This is a genomic window from Acidovorax sp. K2F, from assembly GCF_025246485.1.
Taxonomy (GTDB): Bacteria; Pseudomonadota; Gammaproteobacteria; order Burkholderiales; family Burkholderiaceae_C; genus Acidovorax; species Acidovorax delafieldii.
Window position 1 is genome coordinate 1 of sequence record NZ_JAOBSQ010000030.1, and the last position, 14,336, is coordinate 14,336.

Consider the following 14,336-nt stretch of genomic DNA (forward strand, 5'->3'; position numbering starts at 1 on the left):
CCAGAAAACCCCAGTCAGATATGACTGGGGTTTTTTGCTTTCCAGGCGCACAAAAATCATCCCTTCTCGCTGACCCTCCAGGGTATTGACCATGCAACTACAAGACATCCTGTATTCCCAAGGTTTTGGTACGCGTCGTGTTTGCGCGGGCCTGATTCAGCAGGGATGGGTCTCGGTGCGTGAGGCATCTTCGCCCAATGCCGAGTACGTGCTCTGCACGGAGGCTACCGCAGGCTATGAGCCCGAAGGACTGCTGTTACGTGTACAGGGTGTGGATTGGCCGTTCCACGCCAAAGCCTACGTGCTGCTTCACAAACCCGCCGGCACGGAGTGTTCTCAGAAGCCTTCTACGTACCCCAGCATCTATACGCTTCTGCCTCCGCCGTTGCGCCAGCGGCCCACGAAGAGTGCGGTACAAGGAGTGCAGGCGGTGGGGCGCCTTGATCAGGACACAACGGGTATGTTGCTATTGAGCGATGACGGGCAATTCATTCATCGCTTGACTTCGCCCAAGAAGCATGTTCCGAAGGTTTATCAAGTGACGACCAAACACCCGGTGGACGAGACACAGGTGTCGAAATTGTTGGCGGGGGTTGTGCTGGACGATGATCCCAAGCCGGTGCGTGCTGCAAACTGCTCCATCGTGGATTCCCATCGCTTGGATATGACGCTGACTGAGGGCAAGTACCACCAGGTCAAGCGGATGATTGCAGCAGTTGGCAATAGGGTGGAGGGGCTACATCGCTCTCGCATTGGACGCATGGATTTGCCTGCGGATTTGGCCCCCGGCCAATGGCGATGGCTCAATGCTTCCGATCTGGCACTGTTGAACAGCAATGCTTAAGCATGTTATCTGGAGGAGCGGCCTCTTTTGACTGGCTCAGAGCGCGCTGCCAGGGCACTGTGACTCATGTCGTTGATCCCTTGACTGCCGAGGCAGGGAGAGCTTTGCTGGCAAGTTGTGGTCTCGCCCTGCGATATGCCCTGGCACCCCAGGCAGCGCAATATCGGGATGACCTGAGTCAAAGAGAGCACGATCACCCTGATGTTACGTGTTGTCGCTCGGGTCCGTGCTGGGCGCGGCGCTACACTTCAAGGCTGTGTTGAAAGTGGTTTTGTGAAGATTCTCTCGATTGCACGCATCTGCGTTGTGGCCCTTGGTGGGTGGTGTTACTCCTTGGCCAGTGTGGCGGCGGGCGCTCCGCCACTTTTTGTACTCAATTCGCTGGAGGCCAACGTTAGCGTCATCGACCCGGTGACCTGGACGGAGACGGCCCGCATACCTACAGGTAAAGAGCCGCACCATCTGTATCTGACCCCCGATGAAAAGTCGATCATCGTGGCCAACGCGCTTGGTGACACGCTGACGTTCGTAGACCCCCGTACCGCCGAGGTGCAGCGTACCGTACGTGGGATTGTGGACCCCTACCATCTGCGATTCAGTCCCGACATGAAATGGTTCATCACGGCCGCCAACCGTCTGAATCATGTGGACTTTTACCGCTGGGACGGCAAGGACCTGACCCTGGTGCAGCGCGTGGCCACATCGCGCACCCCTAGCCATCTGTGGATCGATAGCCGCAGCACCACCGTCTATTCGACCATGCAGGACAGTGACGAACTGGTGGCGATTGATATTGCCACACAGACCATCAAATGGCGTGTCAAAACAGGCCCCATGCCTGCGGATGTCTACGGCAGTCCCGATGGTAAGCACCTGTTTGTGGGACTGACAGGCGGTGACAGCGTGGAGGTGTTCGATATCTCAGGGCGTGAAGCGGTCAGCGTCAAGCGGATCAAGACAGGCAACGGTGCACACGCCTTTCGCGCTGCTGGCGACGGGCACCACCTGTATGTGAGCAATCGCGTGGCCAACTCGATCAGCAAGATCGACATGAACACCCAGCAAGTCGTCGAGTCGTACCCCGTGCCGGGCGGGCCTGATTGCATGGATGTTTCGGCGGATGGCCGCTATATCTACGTCAGTTCGCGTTGGGCCCGGAAGCTGTCTGTGGTGGACACCCAGGCCAAGAAGGTGGTGCGCCAAGTCAACGTGGGTAAATCGCCCCACGGCGTATGGACCCTGCAACACGCGCCACGTTGAGCGCTGTACAGTCGGTCAGTGGTATGTTCCTCAGCGCTTTTCGTGGATCACGGAGAAGGCGTCGCGATGCTATCGTATTGATAGCTTTTTGGGCATGTTTCACTAGCGCTACCGCCCAAAATGACTGCAAAAAGCCCCTGTACCTGACCTTTGACACTGGCCACATGGAAGTGGCGCCTTTGGTGGCTGAGGTGCTCAAGCGCCATCAGGTGCACGTGACCTTCTTTGCTGCAAACGAGCGCACGAAAGAAGGCGATGGAAGTCTTGGAGACCATTGGGCCCCATGGTGGCGTGCACGTGCCGCGGAGGGCCATGAGTTTGCTTCCCACACCTGGAACCACACCTACTGGCGTGCCGATGCCGGCAGCGCGCCGCATCCGGCGTTTCGGGTCCGTCCCTCGGCGGGACAGCGTGAGGGTCAAAGCTTTGCCGTGTCCGCAGCTGAATACTGCGAAGAAATTGCCCGTGCTGCGGATCGTTTGAAGGCCATTACCGGCAAGACGCCTTTGCCCCTGTTCCGCGCGCCTGGCGGCAAGACCTCTGCACAATTGATTGCCAGCGCGAAGGCCTGCGGTTACGCGCATGTGGGGTGGTCGCCTGCCGGCTTCTTGGGGGATGAGCTGCCCAGTGAGACGGCCAGCAACACCGCGCTGCTGAACAAGGCGCTGCGTGATGTGCGCAGTGGCGATATCCTGCTGGCGCACCTGGGGATCTGGTCGCGCAAGGACGCCTGGGCGCCCGCTGTGCTGGAGCCTTTGATTGAAGGGCTCAAGCAGCGAGGGTTTTGCTTTCGTACCTTGCGGGATCATCCTGACTATGCGGCCGCAGCGGCTCAGGTTCGCTAGATGGGCAGTGGGATCAAGTTGGATCGCGTGTGCCGTGGCTGAGGGCGCACGCGCCGCATGTTTGCATGAATAACCAGGTGCCAGGGAGCGCGACACGATGGGATGGCTAGGCGGTGTATTTGACAGCGTGCAGCAATGGCTTTTTGAGAGCGTGCTGCAGCCGCTGATGTTCACCACAGGGCTGGCCAGCCTGCTGGAGAACGGTTATGAGGCATCCGGCTGGCTGCTGGTGGGATTGCTGCAGCTGGTCGTCATCGTGGCTGTGATTGGCCCCATGCAGCGCTGGTGGCCGGTGGAGCAGGTCAATGACCGCGCCACCATCCGCACTGACATCCTCTACACCCTGATTCACCGGCTGGGACTGTTCCGGCTGGCGCTGTTTTTCACGGTGGATCCGCTGGCGGATTCACTGTTTGGTGCCTTGCGTGTGGCGGGTGTCAGCACGTTCCAGCTCGATGGCCTCTGGCCGGGTGTGACGGACATCTCCTGGGTCAGCTTGCTGCTGTATCTGGTGGTGTTCGATTTTGTGGACTACTGGATCCACCGGGGGCAGCATCACTTTGAGTGGTGGTGGCGCCTGCATTCGCTGCACCACGCACAGCAGCAGATGACGATGTGGAGCGACAACCGCAACCACCTGCTCGATGACCTGCTGCGCGACGTGATTCTGGTGACGGTGGCGCAGCTGATTGGCGTTGCGCCGGGGCAGTTCATTGCCATCGTGGCCATCACTCAGCTCAGCGAGAGCTTTCAGCACGCCAACGTGCGGCTGTGGTTTGGTCAGGTGGGTGAGCGGCTCTGGATCAGCCCCCGGTTTCACCGCCGGCACCACAGCATCGGCATTGGCCACGAGACGGTCAAGCCTTCGACCGAGACAACATCGGGCCAAGCAGCAACGCCGCCGCGTGTGGTACTCGGCGGGCACAACTTCGGGGTGCTTCTGCCTTGGTGGGACATGCTGATGGGCACGGCCAACTTTGAAAAGCGCTTTGACCCCACGGGCGTGCGCGACCAGGTCGAGCCGGGCCCCGATGGCCGTGTGCGCGACTACGGCGCGGGGTTCTGGTCCCAGCAATGGCGGGGCGTACTGAGGTTGCTGGGCAGGGCCTGAGCGGCTTGGCGGGCGCTGCCTGTATGCTTGCCGCCATGGGATTACTGCTTGATTCTTTCTGGCGTGCCGCTGCCTATTGCCTGCGTCCGCGGGTGATTGCGCTGTCGCTCTTGCCTCTGTTCTTGATGGCCGTTTTGGCACTCGGAATGGGTTACTTCTACTGGGACGCGGCGGTGCAGGGGATGCGCGCGTTGCTCGATGCGTCCTCGTTGCTGGCCAGCGTCTGGGGTTGGCTTCAGGGCTGGGGCCTGGGGGATGTGACTGCTGTCATGGCGCCGTTGATGGTGGTGCTGGCCGTGGCGCCTGTGCTGGTGGTGGTGTCGCTGCTGGCCGTAGCGGTACTCATGACCCCCGCCCTGGTGGCATTGGTGGCTGCGCGGCGGTTTCCGGATCTGGAGCGCAAGAAGGGCGGGTCCTTCGTTGCGAGTGTGGCCTGGTCGGTAGGGTCCACGGTGTTGGCGCTGGTGGCGCTGGTGGTGTCCGTTCCGCTGTGGCTGGTGCCGCCGCTGGTGCTCATCCTGCCGCCGCTGATCTGGGGTTGGCTGACCTACCGGGTGATGGTGTTCGACGCCCTGGCAGACCACGCCAGCAAGGAAGAGCGCCTGGAGATATTCCGCCGCCATCGCAGCAGCCTGCTGGCCATTGGCATCGTCACGGGCTACCTCGGGGCAGCGCCCAGCATTGTGTGGGCATCGGGCGTGGTGTTTGCCGCCGCGTTTTTTGTGCTGGTGCCGCTGGCGATCTGGATCTACACCCTGGTGTTCGCGTTTTCCTCGCTGTGGTTCACGCACTACGGTCTGGCCGCCCTGCAGCGCTTGCGTGCCGAGCGGGCCACGATGGCGCCGATGACCGGGCCCGCCCCATTGGCCGAAGCGGCCGCGCACCCCAAAGACGCGCCAGCTCTGAACATGGCGGCACCCCCAGCCCCCGCGCTGCCGCCCCCTGCAAATCCGAACCCTGGAGACAATCCACTATGACCCCCACCTTTGGTCTCATCATCGTCGGTGACGAGATACTGTCGGGCAAACGGGCCGACAAGCACATGCCCAAGGTGATCGAGCTGCTATCGGCGCGGGGCCTGTCGCTGGCCTACGCCGACTATGTGGGCGACAGCCCGGACCGCATCACGGCCACTTTGCAGCGGGCGTTCGCGTCGGCCGATGTGGTGTTCTCGTGTGGCGGCATTGGTGCAACCCCTGACGACCACACGCGGCAATGTGCTGGACGTGCCCTGGGCCGGGATCTGGCCCTGCACCCAGAAGCCGAGGCGCTGATCCGCGAACGCATGCAGGATGTGGCGCGCGAGCAGGGCGTGCCCTATGAGCCCGACCGGTCCGACAACGTGCACCGCCTCAACATGGGCATGTTCCCGGTGGGTGCGCGCATCATCCCCAATCCCTACAACAAGATCCCCGGCTTCAGTTGCGACGGGGCTGGGGGCGGTGCCGTGCACTTCGTTCCGGGCTTCCCAGTCATGGCCTGGCCCATGATCGAATGGGTGCTGGAGCACCACTACGCAGCCCATTTCAACCGGGCACCGCAGACCGAGCAGTCGGTGGTGGTTTATGGTGCGATGGAGGCAGCCTTGACGCCCCTCATGGAGCAGATTGAAAAATCGCACCCGGATGTGCGGGTGTTCAGTTTGCCCAGCGTAGATCATCCACAATACGGGCGGCATATCGAACTGGGTGTCAAAGGGCCCGCGTCCTCGGTGCCTGCTGCATGGCAGGCTTTGAAAACAGGATTGCACGAATTTGGTGCAAATTGCGGCCCTGAATTGGTGCGCAACCTGTGAGACTCAGATTTGGTAGATGGATTGCACCGTATTGGTGCTTTTTGGCGCATGCCACGCCGACCTGTCGCGGGTAGCGCTCCTTCATAGTGCGGTGCTGCACTCGGCTGGCACGCAAACTGCTTTTATTTCGGCAAACTCTTTTTTCAACAAGCGCTTTATCCAGGAGAACCTGATGGCCAAGACCGTTGCAGACGTGATGAAGATGGTGAAGGAGAACGAAGTCAAGTTCGTTGACTTCCGTTTCACCGATACCCGTGGCAAACAACAGCACACCACGGTGCCCGTCTCTCACTTCGACGAAGACAAGTTCACTTCGGGCCATGCCTTTGACGGCTCGTCGATCGCCGGTTGGAAGGGCATTGAAGCCTCCGACATGCAGCTGATCCCCGACCCGAGCACGGCCAACATCGATCCGTTCTTTGAAGAAACGACGCTGATCCTGACCTGCGACGTGATCGAGCCCACCGACGGCAAGGCCTACGACCGCGATCCCCGCTCCATTGCCAAGCGCGCTGAAGCCTACCTGAAGGCCTCCGGCCTGGGCGATACGGCCTACTTCGGTCCCGAGCCAGAATTCTTCATCTTCGACGGCGTGCGCTGGAGCACTGAACCCAACAACACGTTCTACGAAATCGAAGAGTACGAAGCCCCCTGGAACACAGGCGCCAAGCTCGAAGGCGGCAACCGTGGCCACCGCCCCACCGTCAAGGGCGGCTATTTCCCCGTGCCTCCTGTTGACAGCACGCAAGACATGCGCGCCGAGATGTCCCTGATCCTCGAATCCCTGGGCATTCCGGTCGAAGTGTTCCACCACGAAGTGGCGGGCGCTGGCCAGAACGAAATCGGCACCAAGTTCAGCACGCTGGTCGAGCGCGCCGACTGGACGATCCTGCAAAAGTACGTGATCCACAACGTGGCCAACGCCTACGGCAAGACCGCCACTTTCATGCCTAAGCCTTACCACGGCGACAACGGCTCCGGCATGCACGTGCACCAGTCCGTCTGGAAGGACGGCAAGAACCTGTTCGCTGGCGATGGCTATGCTGGTCTGTCGGACTTCGCGCTGTACTACATCGGCGGCATCATCAAGCACGCCCGTGCCCTGAACGCCATCACCAACCCCGGTACCAACAGCTACAAGCGCCTGGTGCCTCACTTCGAAGCACCGGTGAAGCTGGCCTACTCGGCCAAGAACCGTTCCGCTTCGATCCGTATCCCTTACGTGGCCAACCCCAAGGGCCGTCGCGTGGAAGCCCGCTTCCCCGATCCACTGATGAACCCCTACCTGGGCTTCGCAGCCCTGCTGATGGCCGGTCTGGACGGCGTGGAAAACAAGATCCATCCTGGCGAAGCCGCTACGAAGGACCTGTACCACCTGCCTCCAGAAGAAGACAAGCTGGTGCCCACCGTGTGCCACAGCCTGGACCAGGCCCTGGAACATCTGGACAAGGACCGCGCGTTCCTGACCAAGGGTGGCGTGTTCACCGACAGCATGATCGACGCCTACATCGATCTGAAGATGAACGAAGTGACCCGCTTCCGCATGGCAGTGCACCCTGTCGAGTACGACATGTACTACTCGCTGTAATCGTCTGCCTGCAGACCATTGCTCAAGAAAAGGCGGCGCAAGTCGCCTTTTTTCATGGGCGGGCGGCGGCGCTACCTGCGCCGAACGCGTGCGGCGGAACCAAGACGCCAGGTGTTGCATCCGTATACACAGCCCTTCAAGGGTCTGCCCTTGTTGGATTGGAGATGTAGGGTGATTGGGGGATACTCCCCTGTCCCCTGCATGTCAGTGCGAGGAAACCGAATGAATAAAACGCTCATCACCCTGCTCCTCATTGCCGCCACCGTCCCCGCAGTCCAGGCGCAAGACCGCATCTACCGTTGCGGCAACGAATACACCAACAACGCCCAGCAAGCCAAGGAGCGCGGCTGCAAGCTGGTGGAGGGCGGCAACGTTACCGTGGTGCAGGGCACCCGCCCAGCGTCTGCCGCAGCTCCTGCAGCGGGTGGTGCGGCAGCCCCGTCGTCTGCGACCTCGCCCGCAAACGCTCCACGCGTCAGCAACAACGAGCAAAAATCCCGCGACTCGGATGCCCGCGCGATTCTGGAGTCCGAGCTGCGCAAGGCGGAAACGCGCCATGCCGAACTGCTCAAGGAATACAACAACGGCGCCCCCGAGCGCAACGCACTCGATCTGCGCAACCCCCAGCGCTACACCGAACGCACGGCCGAACTCAAGGCCAGCGTGGCCCGCAGCGAGAGTGACATTGCGGGTATCAAGCGCGAGATTGCCCGCCTGCCTGCCCCTGCTGCACCCACCAACTGATAGCGGTGATTGCGTGTGAGTGCCCCTTCTTCCTTCGACCTTCCCGGCACTGACACCGGGCGTTTTCATTCCCTGGACCTGATGTCCACCCTGGTGGCGGTGCTGCGCGCTGACGATGGCGCGGTGCAGTTTGCCAATGCCGCGCTGGAAAACACACTGGGCCTCTCGCGCCGTACCCTGGAAGGGGCGGACTTCTCCACCTTCTTCACCGACCCGGCACTGCTGCAGACCGCACTGGCGGGCGCCCGGGGCAAGGACTTTGCCGCGCTGCGCTACGAGGCCAGCCTGAAGCGCCTGCACCAGGACCCGGTGCCCGTGCACGTCAACGTGGCCGATGCCGAGCAGGTGGGCGAAATCCTGGTGGAGCTGTGGCCGCTGGAGCAGCAGGCCCGCCAGGACCGCGAAGAGCGCCTGCGTGACCAGGCCCAGGCCAACAAGGAGCTGATCCGCAACCTGGCCCACGAGATCAAGAACCCGCTGGGCGGCATTCGGGGCGCGGCACAGCTGCTGGAGATGGAGCTCGACAACCGGGAGCTCACCGAATACACCCAGGTCATCATCCACGAGGCCGACCGCCTGCAGAGCCTGGTGGACCGGCTGCTCGCGCCCCATCGCCACCCCCACCTGGTGGGCGATGTGAACATCCACGAGGTGTGCGAGCGCGTGCGCTCGCTCGTGCTGGTCGAATACCCGCAGGGCCTCAAGGTACAGCGCGACTACGACACCTCCATCCCCGAGTTTCGTGGGGACCGTGCGCAGCTCATTCAGGCGGTGCTAAACATCGTGCAGAACGCGGCCCAGGCGTTGTCAGAGCGAATCGCCAAAGGCGATGCCGTGATCACGCTGCGCACGCGCGTGGCCCGCCAGGTCACGTTCGGCCGACAACGCTACCGGCTGGCACTGGAATTGCATGTCATCGACAACGGACCGGGCGTACCCGATGCCATCAAGGAGCGGATTTTTTATCCACTGGTATCGGGTCGGGACGGCGGATCAGGGCTGGGGCTGACGTTGGCGCAAACCTTCGTGCAGCGTCACCACGGGTTGATCGAATGCGACAGCGTACCGGGTCGCACCGACTTCCGAATCCTGATCCCCTTGCCCTGACAGCGCATGACGGTCCCTGACACGCAACCACAGGGAAGGTAAGAAAAACATATGAAGCCGATCTGGATAGTAGATGACGACCCCTCGATCCGCTTCGTCCTGGAAAAGGCGCTGGCGCGCGAGAACCTGCCCACGCGCAGCTTCACGCACCCCCGCGAAGTGCTGGACGCACTGGCCGATGTCACCGCAGGCGACCCCGCGCGCCAGGGCCCCCAGGTTCTGGTGAGCGACATCCGCATGCCGGGAGGTTCGGGCCTGCAACTGCTGGAGAAGGTGCGCGAGCTGCAGCCCGGCCTGCCCGTCATCATCATGACGGCGTACTCCGACCTCGACAGCGCTGTGTCGGCCTTCCAGCGCGGCGCGTTCGAATACCTGCCCAAGCCGTTTGACCTGCCCAAGGCGGTGGAGTTGATCCGCCGCGCGGTGGAAGAAAGCCAGCGCGAAGAAGTCACCGAAGAGCGCCAGACCGCGACCCCCGAAATGCTGGGCCAGGCGCCCGCCATGCAGGACGTGTTCCGCGCCATCGGGCGGCTGTCGCAAAGCCAGGTCACGGTGCTCATCACCGGCGAATCGGGCTCGGGCAAGGAGCTGGTGGCGCGCGCGCTGCACAAGCACTCGCCTGTGGCAGACGGCCCCTTTGTGGCCATCAACACGGCTGCCATCCCCAAGGACTTGCTGGAGAGCGAACTCTTCGGCCACGAGCGCGGCGCGTTCACCGGCGCGCAGACCCAGCGGCGCGGCCGCTTCGAGCAGGCCGAGGGCGGCACGCTGTTCCTCGACGAAATCGGCGACATGCCGTTTGATTTGCAGACGCGCTTGCTGCGCGTGTTGTCCGACGGCCAGTTCTACCGCGTGGGCGGCCATGCGGCCGTCAAGGCCCATGTGCGTGTGATTGCCGCCACCCACCAGAACCTGGAGCAGCGCGTCAAGGAAGGCGGCTTCCGCGAGGACTTGTTCCACCGCCTCAATGTGATCCGCCTGCGCCTGCCCGCGCTGCGCGAGCGGCATGAAGACGTGCCCATGCTCACGCGCCACTTTCTGCAGCAAAGCGCGCGGCAGCTGGGCGTGGAGCCCAAGCGTATTGCCGATTCGGCACTGGCGCGGCTGGAGCAGTTTGCCTTCCCGGGCAACGTGCGCCAGCTGGAGAACATCTGCCACTGGCTCACGGTGATGGCGCCCGCGCAGGTGATCTCGCTGCAAGACCTGCCCCCCGAAGTGCTGGAGGCCCCGGTCTACCAGCCGCCGGTGCGTGCAACGGCGGGCGCCGAGCCTGCGGCGGCCACGGTGACATCGATGCCGGTGGCCCCGCTGGCGCCTGTTGCGCCAGTAGCGCAGCCTGTACCCGAATTGGTGGGGGGCCTGCACCCTGCAGCGCAGGTGTCCGCTCCAGTGTCGGCGTCTGCACCTGCGGCCGTTGCGTCCTGGTCGGCCGACGCCGCCGTAGCCCCTGTGGCTGCCGCCCACAGCTGGGAGCAGGCACTGGAAACCGAGGCGCAAAAACTGCTCGCAGGCGGCCAGCCCGAGGTGTGGGATGCGCTCACGCGGCGCTTTGAGTCGCGCCTGATCCGCACGGCCCTGGTGGCCACCCACGGCCGTCGCATGGAGGCCGCGCAGCGCCTGGGCATTGGGCGCAACACCATCACCCGCAAGATCCAGGAGTTGGGTCTGGACGCGCCGGAGGAAGTATGAAAATGGCCGCAGGTGCATGTTTATCATGCCTCTGCAGCTATTGAAATCGTAGCAATGCAAGGTGCCACTACATCGCTGGTGGCATCGCTGCAACCTGGCCCGGATGCGCGCTGCGCATCGCACTGCATGGCGGGCCATGTCCTACATGCAGGCCCTCCCTGGGCCGACCCGGCACTCCGGAGGTGGCTTCAACAATGAAGTCACTGTCAACCAACCGGAGATGTTCCTATGTCGGATTTCAACGATGCCAACCGTGACCCCTTGACCAATGAGCCAGGTGCTCACCCCGTCGGAACGGGCGTGGGCGCCGCCCTCGGGGGCGCCGCTGCCGGGGCTGCTGCAGGTGCTTTTGGCGGCCCGATCGGCGCTGCCATTGGTGGCGTGGCGGGTGCTGTGGCGGGCGGCCTGGCAGGCAAGGCTGCTGCCGAGGCCGTCAACCCCACCGAAGAAGACGCGTACTGGCGCGAGACCTACCACCGCGAGCCCTACTACGTGGGCGGCCGCACGTACGACCAATACCGTCCTGCCTATGAACTGGGCTGGTCGTCGGTAGGCCGCTACGAGGGCGACTTTGACGCCATCGAGCCGCGCCTGGCCGACGACTGGCGTGCACGCCACGGCAGCGACGGCCTGGCCTGGACCGATGTGCGCCCGGCCACCCGCGCCGCGTGGGAGCGCGCCGCCAACCGCACTGCGCTGGCCAGCGACCGCCCGATGGACGTGATCGACGCCGAAGACGTGGTCGATGTGCTCAACGACCTGCTGGAGTCTGCACGTGACGGCGAATACGGCTTCCATGCCTGTGCCGAGCACGCAGAGTCGGGCCAGCTCAAGGGCATCTTCCAGCGCCACTCGCGCGAGTGTGCGGCTGCCGCCGTGGAGCTGGAACACGAGATCCGCCGCCTCAATGGCGACCCCGCGCAGGGGGGGACCGTGGCGGGCGCGTTGCACCGGGGCTGGGTGTCGGTGAAGACCGCTTTGTCCACCCAGGACGACAAGGCCGTGCTCGAAGAGTGCGAACGTGGCGAGGACGCTGCGGTGGCCCGCTACCGCAAGGCGCTGAAGGCGACGCTGCCTGCCGATGTGCGCGCTCTGGTGGAGCGCCAGGCCCAAGGCGCCCAGCGCAACCACGACGAGGTGCGTGCGCTGCGCGACGGGTTCTCGCCCCGTCCCTGATCCCAGGTGCCAAGGGCGACCCTTGGGTAAACCGCACCTGACCGTGCGTCGGTTGCTGCGCTGAGGGCTGACCCCAAGAAAAAGGCTGCCAGAGCATTCCTCTGGCAGCCTTTTTTGCATCGCGTGCGGAGCGGCTCAAGGGTGCATCAGGCGCTCATCGTGACAACCACCGGCGCATGGTCGCTGGGCTGTGGGTTCTTGCGCGGGGCGCGGTCCACCACGCAGGCCGTCACCGTGGGCTTGAGGGCCTCGCTCACCAGAATGTGGTCAATGCGCAGGCCCCGGTTTTTCTGAAAACCCAGCATGCGGTAGTCCCACCAGGAATAGCTCTTCTCGGGCTGCTCGAACATGCGGAAGGCATCGGTCAGCCCCAGGGCCAGCAGGGCCTGGAAGTGGTTGCGCTCTTCGGTGGTGTGGTGGATGGTCTCGCGCAGGCCCTCGGGGTCGTACGAGTCGCGGTCTTCGGGCGCCACGTTGAAGTCGCCCACCAGCACCAGGCGCGGGTGGGCGGCCATCTCGGCGCGCACCATGTCCTGCAGCGCCTGCAGCCAGCGCATCTTGTAGGCGAACTTTTCCGAGCCCGGCTCCTGGCCGTTGACGAAGTAGCCGTTGAGCAGGCGCAGCGGGCCTGCCGGCGTGTCCAGCGTGGCGGCGATGACGCGGGCCTGCTCGTCGCCAAAGGCGGGGATGTTGCGCACCACATCGCGCAGCGGGTGGCGGCTCAGGATGGCCACGCCGTTGTAGGTCTTTTGGCCGAAGGCCACGGCTTCGTAGCCGACCTCTTTCAACGCGTCGTGGGGAAACTTGTCGTCGGTGAGCTTGAGCTCCTGCAGGCACAGGGCATCGACCGGGTTGGCGGCCAGCCAGGCCAGCACCTGGGGCAGGCGCACCGACAGGGAGTTCACGTTCCAGGTGGCAATTTGCATGGTTTTTGGCCGGTAGCGCTAGTGGATAATGCGCTGGCAGCTATCAAAATGTGAGTAGATGAGGGATGGGGCAGAAGCGTCAGGCGCGGCGCACACGGGTCACAAAGCTGAACGGCAGCCCGTTGGTGCTCACGTGGTGCTCGCGGGCGGTTTCTACCCATTCTGCGCCCAGCACAGGGGCATAGGCATCGCCGTCAAAGTCCTGGGCGATCTCCGTCACCTCCAAGCAGTCCGCCAGGGGCAAGGATTCGGCATAGATCTGCGCGCCGCCAATGATCCACACGGTTTTGCCTGCGTCGCACAGCGCCAGGGCTTCGGCCAGGCTGCCTGCGCGGTGGGCACCGTCGGCCTGCCAGTCGGCCTGCCGCGTCACCACGATGTTGGTGCGGCCGGGCAGGGGGCGAAAGCGTGCGGGCAGCGAGTCCCAGGTCTTGCGGCCCATGACCACCGGGCAGCCCTGGGTGAGCTGCTTGAAGTGCGCCATGTCCTCGGGGATGTGCCAGGGCAGGCGGTTGTCCTTGCCGATGACGCCGTTGGCCGCGCGGGCGTAGATGAGGTGCAGGGGCATGGGGCTCGCTCGGTGCGTGAGTGGGGAGGGGATCAGATGTGCAGGAACGCCAGCGCGCCCACACCCAGGCCCACGGCGGCCACGCCGTACATGCCGTATTCCAGCCACTTCTTCTTGGTCAGCAGCGCAATCGCGGCCAGGGCAATCGCCACCTGCAGCGCGGTGGTGGCCTGGGCCCAGCGGTGGTGCTGGTGCATCTGGGCCTCGCTTTGCTGATCGAAGGCGTGGGCATCGGCCTCCAGCTTTTCGGCCGCGGTCTTGATCTCGTTCTTTTCTTTTTCGTAGCGGTCGATCTTGGCCTGGTATTTGACCTTCTCGGCTTCAGCCGGGGTCAGGTCACGGGCCAGCTCGGCCAGGCTTTGTTTGGTGCTTTTGGACTGGAAGTAATTCCACTGGTTGGAGGCCTCGGTCTTCTTGATGGCCGCGTCGTTCTTCATCAGGCCCGCATTGGCCTGGGTGGCGCCGCCCATGTAGGCAAAGATGGCACCCACCGTCGCCACGATGGCCGTGAACATGGCGATCTTGTTGGTGGACGAGCCGCCGCCATGTTCCGCGCCGTGGTGTGCAGCATCGTGGCCGTGGGTGGCATGTTCGACCGCGTGGTCGTGGGGGCCGTGTACGTGGAATCCGCCGGAAGACATAGATAGAAGCTCGTTGTATTGGTTATGGGTGAAAGCGGGGCC

14 protein-coding genes are annotated in these 14,336 nt (G+C 63.5%); 11 read left to right on the forward strand and 3 right to left on the reverse strand.

From position 1 onward, the window contains the following. Positions 1-91: 91 nt before the first annotated feature. The 11 genes from N4G42_RS09175 (at position 92) to N4G42_RS09225 (ending at position 12,159) form a co-directional block, all read left to right on the forward strand. Positions 92-844 carry a 16S rRNA pseudouridine(516) synthase gene (locus N4G42_RS09175; RefSeq protein WP_260666943.1) on the forward strand — a complete coding sequence of 251 codons (753 nt, stop codon included), beginning with the start codon at positions 92-94 and terminating at the stop codon, positions 842-844. Between the two features lie 273 nt (positions 845-1,117). Next, positions 1,118-2,104 carry a YncE family protein gene (locus tag N4G42_RS09180; protein WP_056067105.1) on the forward strand — a complete coding sequence of 329 codons (987 nt, stop codon included), beginning with the start codon at positions 1,118-1,120 and terminating at the stop codon, positions 2,102-2,104. A 23-nt stretch (positions 2,105-2,127) separates the two neighbouring features. Continuing rightward, a complete protein-coding gene (locus tag N4G42_RS09185; RefSeq protein ID WP_260666944.1) occupies positions 2,128-2,949 on the forward strand; it encodes a polysaccharide deacetylase family protein in 822 nt (273 codons plus the stop codon). Positions 2,950-3,046: 97 nt separating this feature from the next. Next, positions 3,047-4,060: a sterol desaturase family protein gene (locus N4G42_RS09190; RefSeq protein WP_260666945.1), complete on the forward strand. Its 1,014-nt coding sequence runs from the start codon at positions 3,047-3,049 to the stop codon at positions 4,058-4,060. A gap of 35 nt (positions 4,061-4,095) precedes the next feature. After that, the gene (locus N4G42_RS09195) at positions 4,096-5,037 is read left to right on the forward strand and encodes an EI24 domain-containing protein (protein ID WP_260666946.1); all 942 of its coding nucleotides are present in this window, start codon (positions 4,096-4,098) and stop codon (positions 5,035-5,037) included. After that, the gene (locus N4G42_RS09200) at positions 5,034-5,855 is read left to right on the forward strand and encodes a competence/damage-inducible protein A (RefSeq protein WP_260666947.1); all 822 of its coding nucleotides are present in this window, start codon (positions 5,034-5,036) and stop codon (positions 5,853-5,855) included. Before N4G42_RS09195 ends, N4G42_RS09200 begins: the two co-directional genes overlap by 4 nt. Positions 5,856-6,027: 172 nt before the next feature. After that, on the forward strand, positions 6,028-7,443 hold the full coding sequence (gene glnA / locus N4G42_RS09205; protein ID WP_094291201.1) for a type I glutamate--ammonia ligase: 1,416 nt from the start codon (positions 6,028-6,030) through the stop codon (positions 7,441-7,443). Between the two features lie 222 nt (positions 7,444-7,665). Then, positions 7,666-8,187, forward strand: coding sequence for a hypothetical protein (locus N4G42_RS09210; protein ID WP_056067114.1), 522 nt, complete (start codon positions 7,666-7,668; stop codon positions 8,185-8,187). Positions 8,188-8,268: 81 nt separating this feature from the next. Further along, positions 8,269-9,294, forward strand: a complete 1,026-nt coding sequence (gene glnL / locus N4G42_RS09215) for a nitrogen regulation protein NR(II) (RefSeq protein ID WP_043566259.1) — start codon at positions 8,269-8,271, stop codon at positions 9,292-9,294. Positions 9,295-9,345: 51 nt separating this feature from the next. Continuing rightward, positions 9,346-10,983 (forward strand): nitrogen regulation protein NR(I), encoded by a 1,638-nt coding sequence (gene ntrC, locus N4G42_RS09220; protein ID WP_260666948.1) that lies wholly within the window; start codon positions 9,346-9,348, stop codon positions 10,981-10,983. Between the two features lie 228 nt (positions 10,984-11,211). Then, positions 11,212-12,159: a ferritin-like domain-containing protein gene (locus N4G42_RS09225; RefSeq protein WP_192421059.1), complete on the forward strand. Its 948-nt coding sequence runs from the start codon at positions 11,212-11,214 to the stop codon at positions 12,157-12,159. Between the two features lie 146 nt (positions 12,160-12,305). On the opposite strand, the gene xth is transcribed toward N4G42_RS09225, so the two are convergent. The 3 genes from xth to N4G42_RS09240 all read right to left on the reverse strand — a co-directional run bounded on the left by xth (position 12,306) and on the right by N4G42_RS09240 (position 14,294). Next, positions 12,306-13,085, reverse strand: coding sequence for an exodeoxyribonuclease III (gene xth / locus N4G42_RS09230; protein ID WP_146872302.1), 780 nt, complete (start codon positions 13,083-13,085; stop codon positions 12,306-12,308). A gap of 79 nt (positions 13,086-13,164) precedes the next feature. Next, entirely contained in the window at positions 13,165-13,653 is a 489-nt protein-coding gene (locus N4G42_RS09235) for a dihydrofolate reductase (protein ID WP_260666949.1), read from the reverse strand. Between the two features lie 32 nt (positions 13,654-13,685). Further along, positions 13,686-14,294, reverse strand: coding sequence for a DUF4337 domain-containing protein (locus tag N4G42_RS09240; RefSeq protein WP_260666950.1), 609 nt, complete (start codon positions 14,292-14,294; stop codon positions 13,686-13,688). Between the last annotated feature and the right edge of the window lie 42 nt (positions 14,295-14,336).

Coding starts and splice junctions, on each gene's coding strand:
- N4G42_RS09175 (WP_260666943.1), top strand. CDS start 92: ATGCAACTACAAGACATCCTGTATTCCCAAGGTTTTGGTACGCGTCGT.
- N4G42_RS09185 (WP_260666944.1), top strand. CDS start 2,128: ATGTTCCTCAGCGCTTTTCGTGGATCACGGAGAAGGCGTCGCGATGCT.
- N4G42_RS09190 (WP_260666945.1), top strand. CDS start 3,047: ATGGGATGGCTAGGCGGTGTATTTGACAGCGTGCAGCAATGGCTTTTT.
- N4G42_RS09195 (WP_260666946.1), top strand. CDS start 4,096: ATGGGATTACTGCTTGATTCTTTCTGGCGTGCCGCTGCCTATTGCCTG.
- N4G42_RS09200 (WP_260666947.1), top strand. CDS start 5,034: ATGACCCCCACCTTTGGTCTCATCATCGTCGGTGACGAGATACTGTCG.
- glnA (WP_094291201.1), top strand. CDS start 6,028: ATGGCCAAGACCGTTGCAGACGTGATGAAGATGGTGAAGGAGAACGAA.
- N4G42_RS09210 (WP_056067114.1), top strand. CDS start 7,666: ATGAATAAAACGCTCATCACCCTGCTCCTCATTGCCGCCACCGTCCCC.
- glnL (WP_043566259.1), top strand. CDS start 8,269: ATGTCCACCCTGGTGGCGGTGCTGCGCGCTGACGATGGCGCGGTGCAG.
- ntrC (WP_260666948.1), top strand. CDS start 9,346: ATGAAGCCGATCTGGATAGTAGATGACGACCCCTCGATCCGCTTCGTC.
- N4G42_RS09225 (WP_192421059.1), top strand. CDS start 11,212: ATGTCGGATTTCAACGATGCCAACCGTGACCCCTTGACCAATGAGCCA.
- xth (WP_146872302.1), bottom strand. CDS start 13,085: ATGCAAATTGCCACCTGGAACGTGAACTCCCTGTCGGTGCGCCTGCCC.
- N4G42_RS09235 (WP_260666949.1), bottom strand. CDS start 13,653: ATGCCCCTGCACCTCATCTACGCCCGCGCGGCCAACGGCGTCATCGGC.
- N4G42_RS09240 (WP_260666950.1), bottom strand. CDS start 14,294: ATGTCTTCCGGCGGATTCCACGTACACGGCCCCCACGACCACGCGGTC.